The organism is Arthrobacter sp. ATA002, from assembly GCF_026898095.1.
GTDB lineage: Bacteria > Actinomycetota > Actinomycetes > Actinomycetales > Micrococcaceae > Arthrobacter_B.
The window spans coordinates 2,998,720-3,020,293 of record NZ_CP114015.1 but is presented as its reverse complement, the minus strand read 5'-3'; the positions used below and the strand labels follow the sequence as shown (position 1 = coordinate 3,020,293).

Annotated in this window: 20 protein-coding genes and 4 pseudogenes; 13 read left to right on the top strand and 11 right to left on the bottom strand. The window is 65.9% G+C overall.

All coding sequences use genetic code 11. The features are described 5' to 3' along the window. Window positions 1-56: 56 nt before the first annotated feature. Window positions 57-1,376 carry a cysteine desulfurase gene (locus OL239_RS14905; protein ID WP_268911783.1) on the top strand — a complete coding sequence of 440 codons (1,320 nt, stop codon included), beginning with the start codon at window positions 57-59 and terminating at the stop codon, window positions 1,374-1,376. Next, entirely contained in the window at window positions 1,373-1,837 is a 465-nt protein-coding gene (gene sufU / locus OL239_RS14900) for a Fe-S cluster assembly sulfur transfer protein SufU (RefSeq protein WP_268909561.1), read from the top strand. The genes OL239_RS14905 and sufU (OL239_RS14900) overlap by 4 nt, the downstream gene beginning before the upstream one ends. Here sufU (OL239_RS14900) and OL239_RS14895 read toward each other — a convergent pair. Continuing rightward, window positions 1,815-3,446 (bottom strand): glycosyltransferase family 39 protein, encoded by a 1,632-nt coding sequence (locus OL239_RS14895; RefSeq protein WP_268909559.1) that lies wholly within the window; start codon window positions 3,444-3,446, stop codon window positions 1,815-1,817. The two genes, sufU (OL239_RS14900) and OL239_RS14895, sit on opposite strands and share 23 nt — an antisense overlap. Window positions 3,447-3,470: 24 nt before the next feature. After that, a pseudogene (locus OL239_RS14890) lies at window positions 3,471-4,783 on the bottom strand (UDP-glucose dehydrogenase family protein). 247 nt (window positions 4,784-5,030) lie between these two features. On the opposite strand from OL239_RS14890, the pseudogene OL239_RS14885 reads away from it, so the two are divergent. From OL239_RS14885 to OL239_RS14875, 3 genes and pseudogenes are all read left to right on the top strand, one after another. Continuing rightward, a pseudogene (locus OL239_RS14885) lies at window positions 5,031-5,387 on the top strand (aminotransferase class V-fold PLP-dependent enzyme); the annotation flags it as partial. Further along, window positions 5,388-5,859, top strand: a pseudogene (sufU, locus tag OL239_RS14880) (Fe-S cluster assembly sulfur transfer protein SufU). A gap of 578 nt (window positions 5,860-6,437) precedes the next feature. Next, window positions 6,438-6,851, top strand: a complete 414-nt coding sequence (locus OL239_RS14875) for a hypothetical protein (RefSeq protein ID WP_268909558.1) — start codon at window positions 6,438-6,440, stop codon at window positions 6,849-6,851. Between the two features lie 35 nt (window positions 6,852-6,886). Here the strand turns inward: OL239_RS14875 and OL239_RS14870 are convergent, their stop codons facing one another. Further along, window positions 6,887-8,554 (bottom strand): sensor histidine kinase, encoded by a 1,668-nt coding sequence (locus OL239_RS14870; protein ID WP_268909557.1) that lies wholly within the window; start codon window positions 8,552-8,554, stop codon window positions 6,887-6,889. 120 nt (window positions 8,555-8,674) lie between these two features. Here OL239_RS14870 and OL239_RS14865 point away from each other — a divergent pair. The 3 genes and pseudogenes from OL239_RS14865 to OL239_RS14855 all read left to right on the top strand — a co-directional run bounded on the left by OL239_RS14865 (window position 8,675) and on the right by OL239_RS14855 (window position 10,439). Continuing rightward, window positions 8,675-9,585, top strand: a pseudogene (locus tag OL239_RS14865) (response regulator transcription factor). 126 nt (window positions 9,586-9,711) lie between these two features. Continuing rightward, complete coding sequence (locus OL239_RS14860; RefSeq protein WP_268909556.1) at window positions 9,712-10,101, top strand: MBL fold metallo-hydrolase; 390 nt, start codon at window positions 9,712-9,714, stop codon at window positions 10,099-10,101. Then, the gene (locus OL239_RS14855) at window positions 10,047-10,439 is read left to right on the top strand and encodes an MBL fold metallo-hydrolase (RefSeq protein ID WP_268909555.1); all 393 of its coding nucleotides are present in this window, start codon (window positions 10,047-10,049) and stop codon (window positions 10,437-10,439) included. Before OL239_RS14860 ends, OL239_RS14855 begins: the two co-directional genes overlap by 55 nt. Here OL239_RS14855 and OL239_RS14850 read toward each other — a convergent pair. From OL239_RS14850 to OL239_RS14835, 4 genes are all read right to left on the bottom strand, one after another. Then, a complete protein-coding gene (locus OL239_RS14850; RefSeq protein ID WP_268909554.1) occupies window positions 10,436-12,145 on the bottom strand; it encodes a sensor histidine kinase in 1,710 nt (569 codons plus the stop codon). The two genes, OL239_RS14855 and OL239_RS14850, sit on opposite strands and share 4 nt — an antisense overlap. A 121-nt stretch (window positions 12,146-12,266) precedes the next feature. Next, window positions 12,267-12,629, bottom strand: a complete 363-nt coding sequence (locus tag OL239_RS14845) for a hypothetical protein (protein WP_268909553.1) — start codon at window positions 12,627-12,629, stop codon at window positions 12,267-12,269. Window positions 12,630-12,899: 270 nt separating this feature from the next. Next, window positions 12,900-13,412: a VanZ family protein gene (locus OL239_RS14840; protein WP_268909552.1), complete on the bottom strand. Its 513-nt coding sequence runs from the start codon at window positions 13,410-13,412 to the stop codon at window positions 12,900-12,902. Next, on the bottom strand, window positions 13,412-13,987 hold the full coding sequence (locus OL239_RS14835) for an arsenate reductase/protein-tyrosine-phosphatase family protein (RefSeq protein ID WP_268909551.1): 576 nt from the start codon (window positions 13,985-13,987) through the stop codon (window positions 13,412-13,414). Before OL239_RS14835 ends, OL239_RS14840 begins: the two co-directional genes overlap by 1 nt. Before the next feature lie 275 nt (window positions 13,988-14,262). On the opposite strand from OL239_RS14835, the gene OL239_RS14830 reads away from it, so the two are divergent. From OL239_RS14830 to OL239_RS14810, 5 genes are all read left to right on the top strand, one after another. Beyond that, window positions 14,263-14,814 (top strand): alternate-type signal peptide domain-containing protein, encoded by a 552-nt coding sequence (locus OL239_RS14830; protein WP_268909550.1) that lies wholly within the window; start codon window positions 14,263-14,265, stop codon window positions 14,812-14,814. An 89-nt stretch (window positions 14,815-14,903) separates the two neighbouring features. Further along, window positions 14,904-15,356 carry a hypothetical protein gene (locus OL239_RS14825; RefSeq protein ID WP_268909549.1) on the top strand — a complete coding sequence of 151 codons (453 nt, stop codon included), beginning with the start codon at window positions 14,904-14,906 and terminating at the stop codon, window positions 15,354-15,356. A gap of 115 nt (window positions 15,357-15,471) precedes the next feature. After that, entirely contained in the window at window positions 15,472-16,242 is a 771-nt protein-coding gene (locus OL239_RS14820) for a signal peptidase I (RefSeq protein ID WP_268909548.1), read from the top strand. Between the two features lie 41 nt (window positions 16,243-16,283). Further along, a complete protein-coding gene (locus tag OL239_RS14815; RefSeq protein WP_268909547.1) occupies window positions 16,284-17,174 on the top strand; it encodes a hypothetical protein in 891 nt (296 codons plus the stop codon). Further along, window positions 17,171-17,773 carry a hypothetical protein gene (locus OL239_RS14810; RefSeq protein ID WP_268909546.1) on the top strand — a complete coding sequence of 201 codons (603 nt, stop codon included), beginning with the start codon at window positions 17,171-17,173 and terminating at the stop codon, window positions 17,771-17,773. Before OL239_RS14815 ends, OL239_RS14810 begins: the two co-directional genes overlap by 4 nt. Window positions 17,774-17,792: 19 nt before the next feature. Here the strand turns inward: OL239_RS14810 and nhaA are convergent, their stop codons facing one another. The 4 genes from nhaA to OL239_RS14790 form a co-directional block, all read right to left on the bottom strand. Further along, the gene (nhaA, locus tag OL239_RS14805) at window positions 17,793-19,193 is read right to left on the bottom strand and encodes a Na+/H+ antiporter NhaA (RefSeq protein WP_268909545.1); all 1,401 of its coding nucleotides are present in this window, start codon (window positions 19,191-19,193) and stop codon (window positions 17,793-17,795) included. Window positions 19,194-19,331: 138 nt separating this feature from the next. Continuing rightward, window positions 19,332-19,481, bottom strand: coding sequence for a hypothetical protein (locus OL239_RS14800; RefSeq protein ID WP_268909544.1), 150 nt, complete (start codon window positions 19,479-19,481; stop codon window positions 19,332-19,334). Between the two features lie 3 nt (window positions 19,482-19,484). After that, window positions 19,485-19,988 carry a DUF2505 domain-containing protein gene (locus OL239_RS14795; protein ID WP_268909543.1) on the bottom strand — a complete coding sequence of 168 codons (504 nt, stop codon included), beginning with the start codon at window positions 19,986-19,988 and terminating at the stop codon, window positions 19,485-19,487. Window positions 19,989-20,167: 179 nt separating this feature from the next. Beyond that, entirely contained in the window at window positions 20,168-20,866 is a 699-nt protein-coding gene (locus OL239_RS14790) for a hypothetical protein (protein WP_268909542.1), read from the bottom strand. Between the last annotated feature and the right edge of the window lie 708 nt (window positions 20,867-21,574).

Sequence of the window (21,574 nt, the reverse complement as noted above, 5' to 3'; positions counted from 1 at the left end):
GCTCAGACGTTTGTTGCGTAATAGTGCCCATCACATCGCCACCTGAGGAGCCTTCCGTGCCTGTGGTTTCTACTCCAGTCAGTCTCCGCCATGCCGCTGGTCCCATGGACGACGCCGAGGTGGAGCGCATTCGGAATGACTTCCCCATCCTCAATCAGCAGGTTAACGGGCATCCGCTGGTGTACCTGGATTCCGGTGCCACCTCCCAGAACCCGCTGAGCGTGATCGAAGCTGAGCAGGAGTTCTACGAGCAGCGCAACTCGGCGGTTCACCGCGGCGCTCACACCCTAGCCGTGGCGGCGACCGAAGTTTACGAGCAGGCCCGGGAAACCGTAGCCGAGTTCGTCAATGTCCGGCCGGAGGAAATTGTGTGGACGTCCAACGCCACCGAAGCGCTGAATCTGCTGGCCTACGCGTTCTCCAATGCCAGCCTCGGGCGCGGTGGAGCGGCAGCGGAACGGTTTGCCCTGAAGCCCGGGGATGAAATTCTGGTGACAGAGATGGAGCACCACGCCAACCTGATCCCGTGGCAGGAACTGGCTTTCCGTACTGGGGCGGCTCTGCGCTATATCCCGGTGGACGACGACGGCACGCTGCGAATTGAGGAGTCCGAACGCCTGATCTCGGGCCGTACCAAGGTGCTGAGCTTCAGCCACGCCTCTAACGTGCTGGGCACCATCAACCCCGTAGATGTTCTGACCGCCATGGCTCGCAGACACGGCGCGCTCGTTGTTCTTGATGCCTGCCAGTCCGTGCCCCACCTGCCGGTGGATCTAGAGGCGCTGGACGTCGATTTTGCGGTCTTTTCCGGCCACAAGATGCTGGGACCCACCGGAATCGGTGTGCTTTACGGTAGGTCCGAGCTACTCAACGCCCTGCCGCCGTTCTTGACCGGCGGCTCCATGATCACCACCGTCAGCATGGAAAAGGCGGAATACCTGCCGGCGCCGCAGAGGTTTGAAGCCGGCACCCAGAGAATCTCCCAGGCGATGGCGCTGGACGCGGCGGTCAATTATCTGAAGGAAACGGGCATGGACCGCGTCCACGCCTGGGAAAGGGAACTGGGCCAGCGTCTGGTTGAAGGATTGGAACAGATCAGCGGCATCCGGGTACTGGGTCCTCGTGCTGGCGTGGAGCGGATTGGGCTGGCGGCCTTCGACGTAGACGGTGTGCACTCCCATGATGTTGGGCAATTCCTGGATGATCAGGGGATAGCTGTGCGTGTTGGGCACCACTGCGCGCAGCCCCTGCATCGCCGCCTGGGACTGGTATCAACCACCCGGGCCAGCACCTACCTCTATAACACAACCGCCGACGTCGACGCGTTCCTGGACGCTGTTGCCGGCGTTCGCCCCTTCTTTGGAGTGCAGCAATGAGTTCGGACCTGCAGCAGCTATACCAGCAGATCATTTTGGAGCATGCGAAAGCCCGTCATGGTGACGGTTTGGCGCTCGTTCCCTTCGGGGCCAGATTAGGCGAGTCCCACCAGCTCAATCCCACCTGCGGAGACGAAATCACACTGCGTGCGGTGCTGGACGGTTCCACGGTTGAGGGCATCAGCTGGGAGGGACAGGGGTGTTCCATCTCCATGGCCTCGGCCTCCGTCCTGACCGATTTGATGGCGGGGCTTCCGGACGGCCAGGCCCTGAAGCTGGTGGGTGAGTTTCGTGAAGTGATGCGCTCCAGGGGCAGCATTGAAGCGGACGAAGAGGTCCTTGGTGACGCCGCAGCATTTTCCGGTGTTGCCCGCTACCCGGCTCGGGTGAAATGCGCAATGCTGGCCTGGGTTGCCCTCGAAGAAGCAGTGCAGGCGGCTAACCGGACGGCGTCCGGCTAAAGCCCGTCACCGTGTTGGTGGTGCCGGTCCATTCAGCATCCGGCAGGAAGCCCTCGGACCTCAACCAGCTGTCCTCGGCGTCCAGCAGTTCCCGGGGATAGTCCCTGCGACGGACCAGCCAGACGGTCTCCACGGTTGCCAGCTCGGATCCGCACTCCTGGAGCAGCCAAGAACTGCCGTCTAGAGACCCGTCTGAAGACCCCGGATACTTCAGACTCACATCCTTCAAAGCGGCGAATGCATTGGGATAGGCCGTGGCAATCCGGCGCTGTGTCTGTCCCGCGTCATTTCCCTCCGGCGGATGTCGGGGTCCGAAGTAGACCGCGTCCCCGTCCTCCGCCTGTTCGTCTACGTACGCTGCCACCTGTGCCCAGTCGGAGCCGCTCTTCCCCTCGCTTTGTCGCTGCGAAACGTACACCGGCAGCGCCAGTATCACCAGCAACAGTACCGCGGTGACACGCATCCGTGGTCGGGGCAGGCGCACTATCCCCAGTGCAAGCAGAAGCGCAGCCGCCGGAGTGGCAAAGGACAGGTACCGGGCGTTGTAGAGGGGGGACGCGAACAGGGAGAAGGCAATCAGAACGGCGGGCGGAAACAGCAGCATTGGCGCGGCAGTGAGGAACAGCCGGCGGGCGGTCCTGCTGCCCGGCCCGCCGGGGGGCAATAGCCGGGCCGCCCGGCTGCTCGGCAATGACGTCAGCAGGGCCGAGCAGACCATCACCCAGCCGGTCAGCGCCAAGAGGACGGAGGCCGGCTGCCACAGCTGCAGGCCGGAAGACTCAAGGTACGGGTTGGTGGGAGTTTCGCCCAGAAACCACTGATCCACTGCAACGCTGCGCAGAATGACACCGGGTGATAAGTCCGCTGACCCGAGCTGCCCCGTCTGCCGGGCGGCCAGGACCACCACAGGTGAGGCCAGAACGGCGGCCGCGACAGACGCGGCAGCCCAGCGGAAGAGGGCGGGCCGGGACACCCGAGGCAGGAGAACCAGCGCTAGACCATGGGCGGCCACGGCCAGGGCAACGTAGATGTTGACGCATGTGCCCAATGAGGCGAGTAGGGCATAAACGCCGAACAGAAGATGCTGCCGCCTGCCCCGAGCCTCAACGGCGGCTGCCAGCAGCACGCTCAGCCAGGTTACTGCGGCGGTGCTGAGGGCAAACGACCGTCCCTCCATGCCCATCCAGGTAGTGCGCGGCAGGATGGCGAATATCAGGGCCGCAGCCAGTCCCAGCCGCGGCCCACCCAACCTGCGTGACAGGACGTAAAGACCGGAGGCAGCAAGTCCCACGGCCAGCGCGCTGGGCAGACGGAGGGCCAAAGGAGAGAAACCGAAGGCCCCGCCCCAAACATGCATAAGAGCGTAATACAGTCCGTGGACAGCGTCCACGTTGTTCAGCAGCTCCCACAGCTCCCGCCATGACCGCTGAGCAGCGGAGATGGTGGCGGCTTCGTCAGTCCAAAGCGAGGCAGCCGTTGACCCTATGAGTGAAAGGAATGCCGCCAGGAAGCCCAGCAGGGCGGCGGGGACGGCAGCGCTGTGGTGCTTGGGTCTGCGGCCGGTCGGAATCTCGAGGGGTTCAGGGGACCGGGGTGTGTGGGCTGACATGGCTCATCCTGATTTCCTCTGTGCTTAGGGGCGCCCCAGACTGCGAAACACCCAACCGGAGTGGCGCCATTGCTCGGGGACAAGGACGTTCCTCCCGTCAACCATGTTGCGCTCGCTGACGTGCGCGGCCAGCTTCACCGGGTCCAGTGCGCAGTACTCCTGCCACTCGGTCAGCAGCACCACGGCATGCGCGCCGGACACGGCATTCTCGGTGACCGGCTCGTAGTGCAGTTCAGGAAAACGTCCCTTAGCGTTCTGCAGCGCTTCCGGGTCGGTGACGGTAACTGTTGCGCCTTGGAGCTGGAGCTGGGCCGCGGCGCTCAGGGCAGGAGAATCGCGCACGTCGTCGCTGTTGGGTTTGAAAGCGGCACCCAGAATGGTGACGCGGCGGCCTAAGAGGGAACCGCCCAGGACTTCGCGGACCACGTCCACCACCTTGGTCCGGCGCCGCATATTGATGGCGTCGACCTCGCGCAGGAAAGTTAGGGCCTGATCGGCGCCCAGCTCGCCGGCCCGCGCCATGAACGCGCGGATGTCCTTCGGGAGACAGCCCCCGCCAAAGCCCACCCCGGCGTTGAGGAACTTGCGGCCGATGCGGTCATCCATGCCGATAGCGTCCGCCAGCACGGTGACGTCCGCCCCGGACGCATCGCACAGATCCGCCATGGCGTTGATGAAGGAAATCTTGGTGGCCAGGAAAGAGTTGGCGGCGGTCTTCACCAATTCGGCGGTGGCGTAGTCCATGACCAGCCGCGGGGTTTCCGCAGCCAGAGCGGCAGAGTAGACCTCGTCCAAAACAACCGTTGCCCGGGTCCCATCCTCACCGGCCGGAACTCCGTACACCAGCCGGTCCGGGTGCAGCGTGTCGTTAACCGCGTGGCCCTCCCGCAGGAATTCCGGGTTCCAAGCCAGGACCGCTTCGGGCGCGGACTCGAAGAGGGTGTCAGCCAACCTGGCGGCGGTCCCCACCGGAACCGTTGATTTTCCCACTACCACATCGCCTGGCCGAAGCTGCGGAGCGAGCGAGGCGAAGGCGGCGTTGACGTACTGCACATCCGCGGCGTATTCGCCCTTGCGCTGGGGTGTTCCCACGCAGACGAAGTGGGCCTGGGCGCCAGCGGCGTCCTCGGGATTGGTGGTGAAGGTCAGCCGGCCGCCGGCGAGTGCCTCCCGCAGCAGCCCCGGGAGGCCCGGTTCAAAAAAGGCGCACGGCCGGCCTTCAGCTCCGCAATTTTTGATTCATCGACATCCACTCCGACCACCTCATGGCCCAGATGGGCCATGGAGACCGCGTGAACTGCACCCAGGTAACCACATCCTGTTACCGCTATACGCATGTCTTCCCCTCAGTACTAACCTACGCCGATCCAGACGGGAGACTATAGGGAGATCAGGATTTAGGGCATAGGTAGTTTCCCAGCCTTTGCCACACGGCCTAGCCAGACTGTCTCTGACATGTTGCCCCGCCCGGGCGGCGGTGCCGCCCGTAGTCTGGCCGGATGAAACATGGAGCCTGGATTTGATCTGATGGGCCGGCAGCTGCGCGGAACCGCAGCTAGTTCCCCGCCATGGCCGGGGGCTGGGTTGCAGGAAACCGGGATGGACCGCATCCACGCCTGGGAGGCCACTCTGGGCCAGCGGCTGGTCGAGGGGCTGGAAGCGATTGAGGGCATCCGCGTGCTCGGCCCGCGGGCCGGAGTGGAGCGGATTGGGCTGGCGGCGTTCGACGTCGACGGCGTCCACTCGCACGACGTCGGCCAGTTCCTGGATGACGCGGGCATCGCCGTGCGGGTGGGCCACCACTGCGCGCAGCCGCTGCACCGCCGCCTCGGCCTGGTCTCCACCACCCGTGCCAGCACCTATCTGTACAACACCACCGACGACGTCGACGCGTTCCTGCACGCGGTGGCCGGCGTGCGTCCGTTCTTTGGAGTGAAGTAAATGAGCGCCGAGCTGCAGCAGCTGTACCAGCAGATCATCCTGGACCACGCCAAGGCCCGGCACGGCGCCGGCCTGGTGGAGGCGCCCGCGGGGGCAAGGGCGGGGAGAGCCACCAGCTCAACCCCACCTGCGGGGATGAGATCACGCTGCGCGCGGTGATGGCGGCCGCCAAAGCGGACGACGACGGCGGCTCCGCGGTTCAGGGCATCAGCTGGGAAGGGCAGGGTGCTCAATTTCGATGGCGTCGGCCTCGGTCCTCACTGACCTGGCGGCCGGACTGCCCCGCGACGAGGTGATGGATCTGGTGGAGAACTTCCGCGAGGTGATGCGCTCCCGCGGCAGCGTGGAGGCCGATGAAGAGGTGCTCGGCGACGCCGCCGCGTTCTCCGGGGTGTCCCGGTATCCGGCGCGGGTGAAGTGCGCGATGCTGGCGTGGGTCGCGCTGGAGGAAGCGCTGCTCGCGGCCAACTAGGCGGCCGGTCCGCCCAGCATGCCGTGTTGTCCCGGCATCCGGCGGTGCGGGGCCGTAGGCTGTCGGCATGAAAACAGCACTTCGAGTGGATAACTTCTGATGGGCCTCTTTGGGCGCAAACGCGCCAAGAACGAGGCTGCCGCCGCCGTGGAAGCTTGGAAGGCGGAGGTGTCCGCCGGCCTGCCCGCCGCGCAGGTCTCGGCGGACACCTGGACCGGTCCCTTTGTCCCTGCACACCTGGCCGCCACCACATACACCGTGAGCATTCCGGGCTCCCGCTCTGAGCTTGCCACCGTGGTCGGCCGGCTGTCAGGGCCCATCCAGGCCCTGGGGGCGGCCGACACCCTGGACCTGCGCGTCGTGGAGTCCCCGGCGCCGGGAGCCGCGTACTCCAGCCTGGTGCTCTCCGGCGAGAAGCGGGACCGGGACTGGCTGCACTCCCTGGTGCGTACCCACGACTCACTGGTCGAGCGGGTACCGGGAATGTCGGTGCTGATCGGCGGCTTGAACGGGCGCTGCACCGTATTGAACGTGGCCCGGGTGGATGCCGTGTCCACCGCCCGGCTGCTGATTTCCTGGTGGGAGGAGCAGCTGACCGGAGAGCACGGGGTCGGGAGCCGTTTGGCCTCTCGCTGGAGATCGGCGGGAAAGGGGACGATCCAGACATCAGCTACACCGTGGAGCTGGCCTGGCCCATCGACGCGGAGGAGCTGGACGCAGGGCTTTCAGCGGCAGTGCTGCCCGGCCAGGATCAGCGTCAGCAGATCCAGCGGGCGGCAGCGGCGTGGACCGCAAGTCTCGAGGACCTGGACGCCGCGGCCAAGGTGGAGCTGCCGGCCGGCTTTGCGGCGGAGCTCGGGTTTCGGCTGCCCGCCTTTGAACCGCGGCTCGTGGTCCTGGAGCGGAGCACGGGAGTGTGGAACACGACAGAGACGGCCAACCTCGCGGCGGCGATGCGGCTCCGCAACCCGGCGTCCGGCGTCCAGATGTAGCGGCGTGGATAGTTCGGCGCACTGACACGATGCCGTCAGTGCGCCGGCAACTCCACCCGGAAGGTTGTGCCAACACCAAGCTCTGAATCGAACGAAATTCTCCCGCCGTGGGCTTCCACGATGGACTTGGTAATAACCAGGCCAAGGCCCACGCCGGGGATGGCGGCCTTGCGGACAGAGCCGGTGCGGAAAAACTTGGTGAAAACTTCGAGTTGATCCAGCACGCTCATCCCCATCCCGGTGTCTGCCACCTCAAGGATCACCGAAGTGTCCTCGGCCCAGGCGCGCACGGTGACCACACCGCCGTCGGGGGAATACTTAATCGCGTTGGAGAGCAGGTTGTCCAGCACCTGCAGGATCCGCCCCGGATCCACGCGCACGGACAGCTCGACGGCAAGGTCCCGGCGCAGCTCCACGCCGGCGGCGTCGGCCCGCGGGCCGGCGGAATCCAGCGCGATGTCGATCAGCTCGCCCAGCTTTGCCTCGGACTCGGACAGGCTCACGGAGTCGGAGGCGGTGCTCAGCAGGTCCGAAACCAGGGTCAGCAGCCGCTCGGCATTGCGCTGGACCACCAGCAGCGCGGACGGGATGGGGCCGGTCATCCTCCGGTCCTCGGCCTCCTCCAGGGCCAGATCCAGGTAACCGATGATCGAGGTCAGGGGAGTGCGCAGCTCATGGGACACGTTGGACACGAAGTCGTCCTTACCCTGCAGCGCGTTCACCATGTCCGTCACATCGGAAAACGCGAGCACCGAACCGTTGAAGGCGCCGCCGTCGTCGATGACCGGACGGGCGGCGACGGCCAGGGCGCGCTGGCGCTCGCCGGAGCCCACCCACATCACAGAATCGGAGAAGGACTCTCCGCGCATGGCGCGCTGTGCCGGCCGGGCATCCAGCGGAAGGGGCGTCTTGCGGTCCAGACCGTAAATCTCCAGCTCTTCTTCGGCGAAGCTGTTGGTACCCGGTGGCAGGGTGAGTTCGTGGTTCACCAGCTGGCGGTTGTTCATCAGGATGATTTTGTCGTCCCGGTCCAGGGCCAGGACCCCCACGTCCACGGTGTCCAGCACCGCGCTGAGCAGGCCGGAACTGCGCCGGCTTTCGGCAAGACTCTCCTGCAGCCCGGCCTCGGCAATGCGCAGCTCCTTCTGCTGGGCAACGTTGTCCCGCTCCACGATGGACACCGTGCCGAAGATCGCCAGCATCACAAAAGGAATGAGCATGGGGGCGGCCAGGTCCTGGAAACCGGTCTGCCCGGTGGCAAAGAGCGGAGACCACACGACGGCGGTGCTGCCGGCAAAGCTGAGCACCCCGGCCAGGCGGCGGGCCGCACCGGACCAGGCCAGCCAAAACACCGGCAGCACACACAGCAGGCTCAGCCCGGTCACCGACTCCCGGCCGCCGGTGTACAGCAGGCAGATCACGCCAAAGTCCAGCAGCGGAATCAGCCAGTACGCCGGCACGAACAGCCGGTCCCAGGGAACGGCGATGGAGGCCGTGGTGGCGACGGCCAGCAGCCCAAGGCCCAGCTGAAACGGATCCTCGCGGAACGTTTCCGGACTCACCACGGCCACGAGGGGCAGGGCAATGAGTACCGAGATGACCAGCGGCAGCTGAGTAATGGCCACACGGTGACGCAGGGAATATTCGTGAAAATGAGCGCGGATACCCAGCACTGCCAGGGCCCGGCGCTCGAGACTGGACATGGAAAAACGGACCCCCGGATCCTGAATGGTTATGGCACCGATTATAGGGGGACCCTGTAGTATCTCCCGTATGGGGAGCGGGTTATCAGAAGGTCTCGCAGGACGGAAAAACAGCAGAATATGGAAACACAGCGCGTTGCAGTCATCATCGAGGACGACAAAGATATCCGCGACCTATTAAACGCGGTATTGCAGCAGTCCGGTTTCAAGGTTTTCACCGCTCCCAACGGGACCGAGGGCGTCGAAGCCGTCCGCACCCACAATCCCACCATCGTGACGCTGGATTTGGGTCTGCCGGACATCGACGGCTTTGAAGTGATCCGCCAGTTGCGCCTGTTTTCCGATGCCTACATTGTCATGCTCACCGCCCGCGCCGAAGAACTCGACACCCTGATGGGTCTGGAGGCCGGCGCTGACGACTACATCACCAAACCCTTCCGCCCGCGCGAACTGCGGGCCCGCATCTCCGCCATGCTGCGGCGCCCCGCTCCGGCGAGGAGACCACCCCGGCCGCCGAGGCCGAGGGGACGACGGCGGCGGCTCCGGCTGCCGCAGGGAACGCGCCGTCCGCCTCAGCACCCGCACCCGCGACCATGACGCCGTCCGCTGCAGTCTCCTCCACCGCGCCGTTGGCCGTAGCGCCTTCGGGCACCGATTCCGCGGACGCCGCCGGTGCGCGGGACGCCGCCGAGGAGCGGGAGGCGGGACGGTTCCGGCACAACGGCCTAAGCCTGGACTTCGGGACCCGGACCACGGAAATCGACGGCCGGCCGGTGGAACTGACCCGCACCGAATTCGAACTGCTTCACGCCGTGCTGGAAAGCGGCCGGCGCGTGCGCACCAAGACCGATTTGGTGCGCCGGCTGCGCGGCGACGAATACGATGCCGGCGGCTTCATCAGCGAGGCCGATGAACGCACCGTCGAGGTGCACGTGGGCAACGTCCGCCGCAAGCTCGGCGACGACTCCCGCTCTCCGCGCTGGCTGGAAACCGTCCGCGGCGTCGGCTACCGGCTGGCCCCAACCCGCTAGACATACTCCGCAGCGAGGAACAGAGAAAAGGCTCTATCCCGCTTGTCCGGCGGCAGCGCAATGGTCATCATGGCTAACCAGCGCTGCCGCTCTTTTCATTCCGGTGTCTCTGCAAAGGAGTTCCCCATGAAGCTTGGCCCGCACCTGCACCGCATCGGCAATGACATCGTGGCCGCCTACCTGGTGGAAACCGGGGACGGCATCACCGTCATCGACGCCGGCCTGCCCGGACACTGGAAGGAACTGGCGGCCGAGCTCGACGCCATGGGCCGCAGCACCGCGGACGTGCGCGGCGTCGTCCTCACCCACGGGGACAGCGACCACATCGGCTTCGCGGAGCGGCTGCGGCGCGAGCACGGCGTGCCGGTCTACATCCACGGCGCCGACGCGGAGCGGGCGCGCGGCGGAGACAAGCCCAAACTGAGCATGGGCCGCTCGAGGCTGCGCCCGGTGGCCGGGTTTTGCTGTACTCGCTGGGCAAGCGCGCCTGGCGCACCAGCTATCTCACCGAAGTGACCGAAGTGTCCGACGGCGACGTGCTGGCCCTGCCCGGAGCGCCGCGGATCATTTCCCTGCCCGGCCACTCACCGGGCAGCATCGCGGTGCATGTCCCGGTGGCGGACGCCGTCTTCGTGGGGGACGCCCTGACCACCCGGCACGTGCTGACCGGAACCGTGGGCCTGCAGCCGTCGCCGTTCACCGACGATCCGGCGCTGGCCCTGGAATCGCTTGGCCGGCTGGCCAGCATAGGCGCAGCCTGGGTGCTCCCCGGGCACGGCGCCCCGTGGCGCGGCAGCCCCGTCGACGTGCAGGAAGCGGTGCGGACGGCCGCGCGCGACGCCGCCGGAGCCTAAGCGGAAGCGTTCCGGTCCGCGCTGCCCACCGGCAGGGCCACCGACTTCGGCAGGCACACGGTAAAGGTGGAGCCCTCCCCGGGGGCACTGACCAGGGAAATGGTGCCGCCGTGGGCCTCCACAATGTTTTTGGAGATTGCCAATCCCAGCCCGGCGCCGGGAATGCCCGCCTGCCGGACGGCGCCGGTGCGGAAGAACTTGGTGAACAGCTCACGCTGGTCCTCCTCGCTCATGCCCATCCCGGTGTCGCGGACTTCCAGGAACGTGCCGCCGCCGTCGGACCAGGCACTAACCGTAACCATGCCGCCGTCGGGCGAATACTTGATGGCGTTTGACAGCAGGTTGTCCAGCACCTGCGCCAGCCGCACCGGATCCGCCTGCACCGAGAGGCCGGGGGTGCAGGCGCTCACGAGCTCCACACCGCCGGCGGCAGCCCGCGGCGAGGAGGAGCGCAGGCCGGCGGACACCAATTCATTCAGGCACACCGGCCGCGGATCCAGTGCCACGCTGCCGGATGCAGCGGTGAGCAGGTCCGAGACCAGGCGCAGCAGCCGCTCACTGTTGCGCTGGGCGACGGAAACCGCGTGCGGAATGGTGCCGATCAGCCCCAGATGCTCGGCTTCCTCCTCGGCCAGGTCCAGATAGCCGATGATCGAGGTCAGCGGAGTGCGCAGCTCGTGGGAGACGTTGGAGACAAAATCCTCCTTGGCGCGCAGGGCATCGGCCAGGGCAGTAATGTCCTTGAACGCAATCACGGCGCCGTTGAATCCGTGGTCGTTGCGCAGGACGCGGGCGGAGCAGGAGAGGGCCAGCTGGTCCCCGGCAGGACCGGCCCAGATCAGCACATCCTGGAATGTCTCGCCCCTGATCGCACGGGCAATGGGACGCTGTTCCGCGGGAAGGGCAGTGGTGCGGTCCGCGCCGAAGAACAGCAGGTCCTGTTCCTGTGTGTGTTTCATGCCCTGCGGCCGCAGCCGGTCATCCAGGGCATCCATGTGCTCGTTCTTGTGCACGGCGTTTCCGTTGGCGTTCACCACCAGCACCCCGACGTCGATCGCGTTCAGAACCACGTCCAGCAGCTCGGAACGCTCGGTGCTCTGATTCAGTGCGTTCTCCAGCAGCTTGTCCTTTTCCCCGAGGGCGGCCTGCTGCGCGGCCATGTCCTGGCGCATGACGCTCACCGTGACCGCAACGGCCAGGGTGACCAGCGGGCCCAGGATCGGCGCGGCCAGCCGCTGTCCGGTGACGGGAAGGTCCGAGGCGATGACCGGGTTCCAAACGATCGCCAGCGGTCCGAGGAAGCTCAGGATCCGGGCGCCGATGGCGGAAACCCGGGACCAGGCCAGCCAGAACACCGGAAAAATGGCCAGCAGGTAAATGCCCGTCGCCAGACCCTGGCTGCCGGCGTACAGGTAGCCGATGGCGGCAAAGTCCAGGATGGGCAGGATCCAGTAGGAGGGATACCAAAGCCGGTCCCAGGGGACGACGGCGGTGGCCACCGTGATCAGCGCGAGCAGCACCAGCCCGGTTTGGAACAGGGGCCGGGCCAGGATTTCCGGCAGCAGCGTGGCGAAGATGATGCAGAGCAGGGTGACGGTGATGACCAGCGGGGCCTGGCTGATCCGGACCCGCTGGGCCAGGGTCAGCTCATGGAAGTCGCGGTTGAGGCCCAGGGAAGAGAGCAGGCGTGCGGAGAGCCGTGACATGGTGATGAACTCTCCCCCTGGTAAGCGAACTGCCTATCTTCAGCCTACCCGCCTCGGGGGTGCAGGATTTGCGCCGTGGCGGACCGCCCGTGCACGGCGGTGTTTTCCGGCGGGGTCTTCGCTAGTCCAGGGACGCGAGCAGGCAGGCCATCGTTTCCCTGCCGCAGACGGCAATGCTGCCGAGCATGGAGGCCAGCCCGGCAGCGCCGTCGAGCCTGAGCTGTTGCTGTGCGCGGTAGGCCAGCCCGGCCAGGCGCTGGGCCCCGGCCATCTCGCTGGCAATCTTAATGCTAAGCACCACGTCCATGGCGGCGTCGTCGTCGTCATTCATCACGGCCAGGCGCAGGCGGTCAAAGCGGTCCTGCCACAGGGACACGTAATTGCCGACGAACTCGCGGCAGGAGGCCATGCCCAGCTGATCAGTCAGATCGAGCAGCTGGTCGGCGGCGACCAGATCCGGGGCGTGCTCCGCGGTGGCCATCATCGGAGGAATCCTGTGCGGCGAAAAAGGTTGTTCAGAGTGGCAACTTTCCTGCCGGGGCTGTGCCCGGCGCTGGGGGTAGCGGCGTGGGGGAAGCCGGCCGCCGTTGCCGGGGCAGGCGCGGCGGAGCTGGTGAAAGCCATGGGGGGTCCTCCGCTCGCTGGGAACCGTCACGTGGACGGCGTGCTGGTTAGTGAGTACGAGAATGCCAGCGTTAGCTCAGGAACTGCCCCGGGGAAGGCGCAAGATCGGGGAAAGATTGCCGCGGAGGGTTCACGCCTGGGTATTTCGCCGGGTGCGGGTGCGCCAGGCGTACACGGCCACGCAGCCCAGGGCGGCGCCCAGGGAATTGGCGGTGACGTCGTAAATGGTGGCAACGCGGTTGGGCAGCAGCACCGCCTGGGCCGTTTCTATGGCGCAGGACGCAGCGATGCCGGCGACGGCGGCCAGCCAGGCGCGCTCCCGGTCCAGCCACGCGGCAGCGAGCACTCCGAACGGCAGGAACATCACCACGTTGGCGATGTTTTCCACAAAGTCGTAGTTGATCCAGCCGGGCACGCCGGCGCCGTGCAGCCTTCCCAGGATGGCCCTGAGCGTTCCGGCGGAGTTCTGGTCCACAGGGGAGGGCCAGAACACGATCAGGGCGACCGCCCCTATATAGAGGAAGAACAGCAGCGCCAGTGTGCGGCGCTGCCGGACCCTGCGGGAGGGGTGTGTTGGCGGCGGCTGCGGCGTTTGCGGCGTTCGGGGAGCAGCTGGCGGAGGCGGCGGCGGACCGGCGCTCATCAGCGGTACCGGCGTTCCCAGGCCAGCAGCGTGTTCACCGCGGGAGTGAGTTCGTGGACCATCTGCTGGTACACGTCCTCGCTGCGGCGGTAGGGATCCACGACGTCGTCCTCGTCCGGACCGCCCGGATTGGCGGTGCGCAGCCGCAGCGCCCGGGCCATCGCGGCTTTCCAGCGTTCGGAGGCGCCGGCGTCGGGCTCTCCCTCGATCTGGGGCAGCAGCCGGGCCAGCTCGCGCAGGGTGAAGGTGCGGCGCAGCAGGGCCGGCGCCAGTTCCACGATCCTGCTGCGGTGCGCGCGGCTCAGGGCCAGCACCAGGTCCTGGCCGGCGAGGATGTCGGTGCTGAGCTGGCGGGACGCGAAGTTGGCGGAGTCGCCGCCGAAAACGTTCACGAATCCGGCCACGTGCGGCTCAATGCCGGAGCCCACCAGCGCACCGGTGCCGGCGCTCGCCACGCTGAACTCGCCCGGGGCCATGGCGTCGAAGCCGGCCTGGAGCAGGCGCTCGGCCATGGGGGAGCGGCAGATGTTGCCGGTGCAGACGGTCAGGATGCGGAACGGGGTGTTGGTGCTCATGTCCTCGGGCTTCGGATTGCTCGTCTTATGAGTTCGCTGGAAGTGTCTTGCGTTGGCTTGGGCCGCTGGAACGGGTCTGTGGACAAATCCGCGGCGCATTGCGCTGTTGTTGAGGTTACCTTGTGCGGCCCTTGAGCTTTGGCCAAACGTTGCATGAACCCTGCGGGAAGAACACGTTGTTTCTTGAGGACCGGGCGGCAAAGTAAAACCCAGCGGCAAGGAAAAGCCTTCCTGGGGCCGAAACGGTTTCAAGCAAAACGAACAAGGGGAACACCATGAACAAGATGGCCAAAGGCGCACTGGCAACCGGCGTAGGCGTGGCACTGCTCCTCGGCGGCGGCGGAACCCTGGCAGTGTGGAACGACACCGCGGCTTCCGCTTCCGGCTCTATCGTGGCCGGAGACCTGCAGTTGAACCCGGTTGCGGGAAATGAAGGAAAAGGCATCTGGACCAATGCGGCTAACACTGTCGTGGATCTGACGAAGTACAAGGTTGTTCCGGGTGATGTCCTGACCTACACCCAGAAACTGGACGTCGTATTGTCCGGTGACCTGATGGCTGCGAAGCTCACCATGACGCCGCCGGCCTTCAGCAAGGGTGGATTCACTGAGGCAGACGTAGATGTAGTACTGCCCGCCATCACCAATGGTAAGGGCGCTGTCCTGTCGTCGGACACGATTCTGACTAAGGATGACTCCGGTGTGGTCACCGCTTCCGCGAAGTTCATCTTCAAGGACACGGGAGTCGGTCAAAAGCAGAGCAGCACCAACGCCGCCGCGACATTCGAGGCGGTCACGTTCAAGCTAGATCAGCAGGCCGTCAAGTAACACCGGCTAACGGCCCCTTGTTCTAAATCCCTGGCTGTGCGCGGCGCACACGCTCTGCGCACAGCCTGTTCCCCCTGGAAGCGAACCCGATGAAAAACCTTAGAGTACTGAAAGCGGCAGGACTGATTGTCGCCGCCGTGGTGCTCGGGCTGATGACGGTTCAAGGAAGTTATGCATTGTGGAACGCCGTGGTTCCTTCCAACGCAGCAACCATCCAGGCCGCCGACTTCAGAGTCAAAGTCGGACCCACGCTGATGACGCCGGGGCAGCAGTTCAACCTGCCGGCGGTCACCCTGAGCACGGCGAACAACGCCTCGGTTTCGCCCGTTAGCGTGGCCGGCGCTGTGAACGTCACTTCGGAATCACCCTTCCTGAGCACGACCACTGTGAAGGTGAACCCGGTGACACCGCCGCTGGTGGCAGGCGTAGCCACGGCTGTCAGCGGCACCTGTCCCGCAGATCCCGCTGCTTACAAGGCTTCGGCCGCGACGCCGCCCCAAAAGCCAATGTGGAACAGGTCTTCTGCTTCCGCACGGCGTTGAGTGCCGGGACCACCAACCAGATGCTCGGCGGTCCGGCAATCGGAGCATCGGCAACAGTCGATGTGACGCAGGTTACTTCCAGATGACCAAGGCTAGAGACGAGATAGGAAAACCCATGAGCGGTCGCAGGAAAGCGGAAGTCAAAGCCAGCCCCCTGAACATCATCGGCACAGGCATCAGCTACGTTGCGCTTTGCCTGGCCGCGCTGGCCGCTCTGACCCTCGTGGTTGTTCCCATGCTCACCGGCTCCCAGACTTACAGCGTCCTCACCAGCTCGATGGCCCCGACATATGCACCTGGGACATTTCTGGTGGTCAAGCCCGCTCCCTACGACGAGCTACGCGTAGGTGACGTAATCACCTACCAGATCGAATCCGGTTCGCCGGCTGTCATCACCCACCGCATCACTGCCGTCGGTGCGGATCAAAGCGGTGAAGTCGTGTTCACCACGAAGGGCGACAACAACGACGTCGAGGATGAACTGCCCGTGCGCGAGGTCCAGGTCAAGGGCAAGCTCTTTTATGCGGTCCCGTTTGTCGGCTTTATCGCCAACGGTCTGGGTAACTCCGACCGGGGCGCAATCGCCCAATGGGGCGCCATCGCCCTGATGGGATACGGCGTAGTCACCCTCGTCCGCGGTGCCCTGGCCAAGAAGCGCAACAGCACTGAGGACGACTCCTCAGGTGAAGCAGAAGGCCCCGGAGCCGGTAGCGATCCCTTTGACTTTCCTCATCCGACTTCTGCCGGGGAAAGCCCGGGCCGCCCGGCCTACGACGACGCCATCCTTACGGACTGCGACGGCTGCGACCCTGACCACGACCATTCCGATGACACCACCTCCAAACGGCGCAAGCGCGCCGAACCCCGGAAATACGCCACCGTCTAATGAACCGGTTCAGAGTACCCGCGGCGAGATGGAGCCGGCATTTGCTCGGCGCGTCCGCAGCCAGTGCCGTTGTCGCAGCCGTTTCCCTGGCTGGAGCGCCCAGCGCCGTCGCGGCCGGCGACTATCTGGAATTTAGTCTTGACGGGATGGCATATACGCCCTCGATTACCGGACCCATTTTCAACGAAGACCTCCAATACGTTCCCGGCGGAGCCACCGGTGCCACGATCTGGATTCGCAACAGCAGCGGCGAGGCGGCCCGTCTGGCCTCGGCCGCCGTCATGGTTCGATCGGACCCTCAGCTGGACCGGAAGCTTGGTTTGGCAGCTGGAATAGACTCTGACCGTCTGGTTCGCGCTGCGCTGGGCGGACAGGGCAGCTGCACCGATATTCCCGGCCTGTGGGACCTGGGCCCTGGGGAGGAACTCGAGATGAGTCTTATCGCAGATCTCTCCGTGGACGCATCGAATGACACGATGAACCGCTCGGCGGACTTCAACGTGGTCTTCCTCCTCGAATCCAAGGATGCGGCGCCGCGCCGCGCTTGTGATGCCCTTCCAAATGAACCGGACCCGGCCCCGATGCCGGGCGCGCCTTCTGCCGAAGCCGGACGGGGGTCGGGCAGCCCCTCAGACGCGATCACCGGCGACGATCCCTCCCGCCTGGTGACCTTGCCCGGAACAGCCGGGAGTTCTCCGGGAGCAGCTTCCGGCGGCATCTTTCCGGCCGGAATGCGCGATCTTCCGGCTGCTGCAAATTCGCCCCAAGGTGTCGTCCCGGCGGCACAGCAGCCGCCGGCCGCGGTTGTGCCGGCAGGTTTTCAGAGCACCGTCGAACCGATCATCCGGTCGCTCTCCGGTACGCTCCTGATAGCGATGTCGGTGGGTTTTACCGCCGCAATAATTCTCCGAATACGGAATAGGTCGGTATGAGCAAGAAGCAGCTGGGGGCTGCACCAGGGGATGAAAACCGTGCCGGGACAGTAGATTCTCGGAGCTGGTTCGGACGCCTGCGCGCCCAGCCCGGTTTTCGTGCCGCGGCTGTTGCTTTTGTTCTGACAGTGGTGCTGGGAATCGGCAGCACGGTGGCGTATGCATACTGGGGGCAGCGGAACACCGTGGCGCAGAGTGTCTCCACGGTCCGCGCGGATCTCCCGGTCCTTGGCGGCAGGCCTGCCTGCGGTTGGTCGGGAGTCCCGCTCTTTTCGAACGTCGTGATCTCCCAGCCTTCCCGGCCTTCGACGCTGCCGGGTGGCGCCGCGGTCATTATGGATGTCGAATCGCCTGCTGGGAAGAAATCCTATTTTCTGAAGGATGCAGCCGCCGTCCGACTAGTCTCGTTGGGCGGGCTGGAGAGTAGTCTCCACTGGAATTGGCGACTGACGATTACCGTTACCACCGCCTATCTCAAGACTGTGCCGACACAGAATCTTCAACTCATTCCGGAAGCGGACATCGAGACCCGTGCTTCTCAAGCCCCGCAGCCGGCCTCGGCCTATTACTACGCTTCGTTCACCTGCAACAGATTGTGACCAGGGCACTCGACGGCACCTAACGCCCGCCGTCGTCGGCCTCATAAACATCCGGAATCCCGTCCCTATCCTCGTCCCGGGTCTCCTCTTCCTCCACCGTCCGGTAATGCCGGTTGCGGATCCGCAGCAGGATGGACGCCAGCACGGCGGCCGTGACCGACGCAGCCAGAATGGCGACCTTGGCGTGGTCGTTGTGCTCAGTCCCGGGATCGAAGCTCAGGTCATTGACCAGCAGCGACACGGTGAAGCCGATCCCGGCCAGGATCCCGATGCCGAGCAGGTCAATCCACTTCACGGTGGCATCCAGCCGGGCCCGGGTGGCGGCGGTGATGAGCCAGGTGGTCGCCAGAATGCCCAGCGGCTTGCCGGCCACCAGCCCGGCCAGGATGCCCAGCGCCACCGGGTCGGTCAGCGCGGAGCCCAGCCCGCTCACTCCGCCGATCGCGACGCCGGCGGAAAAGAACGCGAACACCGGCACCGCAAACCCGGCGGACAGCGGCCGGAACCGGTGCTCGAAAATCTCCGCGAGCCCGGGCCTGCCCGGTTCCGGCTGCACCGGCTTGCCGTCCGGGCCGCGGCGCAGCACCGGAATGCAGAAGCCCAGCAGCACCCCGGCCACCGTGGCATGCACACCGGACGCGTGCATCAGCGCCCACACCGCCACCCCGATCGGCAGCAGGATCAGCCAGGCGGCCGCGGGACGGGTACCGAAGAACCGCCGCTTGGTCTGCGCCAGATACAGGAACAGGGCCAGCGGGGCCAGCATGATCAGCAGATAGAGCAGGTGCACGTCTTCGGAGTAGAAGAACGCAATGATGGTGATGGCAATGAGGTCATCCACCACGGCCAGGGTCAGCAGGAAGATCCGCAGCGCCGAAGGCAGGTGCGAGCTGATCACAGCCAGCACGGCCAGGGCAAACGCAATGTCGGTGGCGGTGGGGATGGCCCAGCCGCGCAGCCCGTCGGAGCCGGTGGCCACATTGATCACGGCGTAGATCGCCGCGGGCACGACGACGCCGCCGGCCGCCGCGGCCACCGGCACGATCGCCTTGCTGAACTGGCGCAGGTCCCCGGCGACAAACTCGCGCTTGAGCTCCAGACCCACCAGGAAGAAGAAGACGGCGAGTAGCCCGTCAGCGGCCCACTCGCCGACGCTGAGGTACAGGTGCCAGGGCTCGTACCCGAACTCAAAGTCGCGGATAGCGAAGTAGGAGCCCGACGCCGGTGAGTTGGCCCAGATCAGCGCCGCCACCGTGGCGATCAGCAGCAGGATCCCGCCGACCGTTTCCTTGCGCAGGATCTCGCCGATGCGCAGGGCTTCCGGATAGCTGCCGCGGCCCAGGACGGTGCTGCCGGAAGCCGCGGGCGGGACGGGCCCGCCGCCGTCGTCGTTGGGGGAGTGCTGCTGCTCCGGTGCCATCGGACTCCTCTTGCAGAAAACGGGTTATCCGCATTCTGGCACCGGGGGCGGGGTTTTAGCCCATGAGTCCCCGGAAACCGACAATGATGGTGACCAATCCGAAGATCATGGAGGTGCTGGCCTTCATCATGTTGACGGTCAGGTACCGGGTGGGTGCCCCTTTTCATCCCGGGCCTTGGGGCTCTTGTAGGCCTCGATCAGGTACGGCGGCCACACAATCAGGGACCACAGGCCGCCGATGATGAGGATGACCGCGAGTGCGGTGGGCAGGACAATACCGTTATCCACGGATCAGGCCTTGCGGCTTTCGATCCACTTGCCGGCCTGGCCGGCCTGGATGGTCAGGGCCTTGCCGATCATCGGCTCGGCCTGCTTGGCGATCTTGTCGCCCAGGAACGGAATGGACGAGCTCACCTTGCCGTCCACATCCACGCGGGTGCCTTCGGCCACGGCGACCAGGCGCTGCGAGGCGTTGACCTTCAGCGGCACGCCGCCCACGGAAAGCTCCACGGCGGCGTCCTGGGAACCGTCGGCAGCCGGTGCCGCCCAGGTTTCCTTCTGCGTGACGGTCAGCGTGGCGCCGACAAACTTCTTGGCGATGTCGGGCAGCCGGTCGGTGGGCAGGTTGCGCACGGCGGTGAGGACAAACGCACCGGCAGTGTTGCCGTCCACGGTCACCGAGACCAGGGAGCCGCCCACGTGCTCGCTGATGTGGCGCAGGAAATCCTCGTTCGCGAACGTGTCAGTAACCGTGCGGACGTCGTGGGGCAGGGTGGTCGAGGCGTTCAGCGCCATGGGTCCTCCAGATAGGTATGCGGTCTTGCCGGCGGTCCGCGCTAAAAAGCGCACGGCTCCCACCGGCCCAGAAACATCCTAATCTGCGGCGGCCCCCGGTTCCGAAACGCCGGCGGACCGGGCGGCCGGCAGTCCACCGTCGGTCCTCCGTACGGCGGGCCGGTTCCCGCCGTCGCGCCCTACCGTTCCAGGTTGACGCAGGCCACGGCCTGATTCACGCTGTCCCCGCCGGGGCCGGCGTTGAGGAGCAGGGAGCGGCCGATACCGTCGTCGGGCAGCAGCCAGGGCACGGTCACGCTCGCGGTGGAGTTGCCGCCGTCGTCCGTGGTGAAGTCCAGCACCAAGTTTTGCGACTGCGAACTTTGGTCGTCCGTGTATTCCGGACCCGCATCCGCCGGTTCCGCCCCGCACAGGCTGTCATGCAGGGTGACGATGAATTGGGTGTTGGGCGCGAAGCCCTCGGCGATCATCTCCAGGGTGCTGTCCGCAGCGGTTTCGGAGACCGTGATGGTGGTGTCCGCGCCGTCGGGCACCGCGTCGTCGTCATAGGTGTTGGCGATGGCGTTGTCGCAGTACGGGCCGAACGTGCCCTGGACGATGCCGCTGGCAATGGGGCTGGGGGTGGTGGAACCGCAGCGGTCGGGATTCTCGGTGACTCCCGGCACGCCCTGCGCCTCGCAGCTTTCCTGCGCGGAGCTGCCCGGCGACGCGGAGTCGCAGGCAGCGGCAGTGTCCCGGCCCGGGGTTGCGGTGGGGCTCGACTCCTCATTGTCGGCCGAGTACGAGTCGCCGCCGGATTCGTTGTCCATGTTGCAGCCTGTCAGGGCCAGAAGCGAGAGGGTCAGCGCGGAAATCAGCAGAAGAATTTTGCGTGCCATGGGGCAATCCTTACGTGGCGAGGAGTCTGCAGCTCGGTGTGTGCCCGTGCCTTTCCAGCGTGGCAGGGCACGGAATGAAAATCCATGATTCGCCCGCGTTTTGCGCGCCTTCGCCACACCCCGGGGCGGCGCGAGCGGCCCCGCGGCTGTTCACCTGCGCGCCTGCGCCTGCCGCTGTTCGCGCTGTCCGGCGCGGCAAACCCTTCACCCTAGCGTGCGGGGGCACCGGTGGGAACACGCACGACGGCGCCGGGCGGGAATTGTTGCCAACTGCGGCCGATTGCCGGGTCCTCGCTGTCAGTCGGAGGCCGCGTGTCCTACCGTCTGCGGCACGGCTGCTGCGGGGGGAGGGCCGCCGGCGATCATTTACTGGCACTTATGAGGGGAAGCATGAAAACACCACAAGTTATCCGCGGGGTTGCGCTCGCAGCCACGGTTGTCCTCACCGCAGGCATGGCCGGGCCGGTGTTCGCCGCTGAGACCGACGGCGGTGGTGCCGGCACTGGCGCCGCCGGAGCCACCGGCACCCCCGTCGACGGGACCACTGTTGACGGGACCACCGTTGACGGGGAAAGGGGCACCATCCCGGCAAGCCCGGCAAACCCTCCCCGGGAAAGCCCGGCAAGCCGGGTCCCGGAAAACCGGGCAAACCGGTTGCGGACGAAAGCGAGAAGCTGCGCTCGCAGGTCACGCTCAAGAACGTCTTTG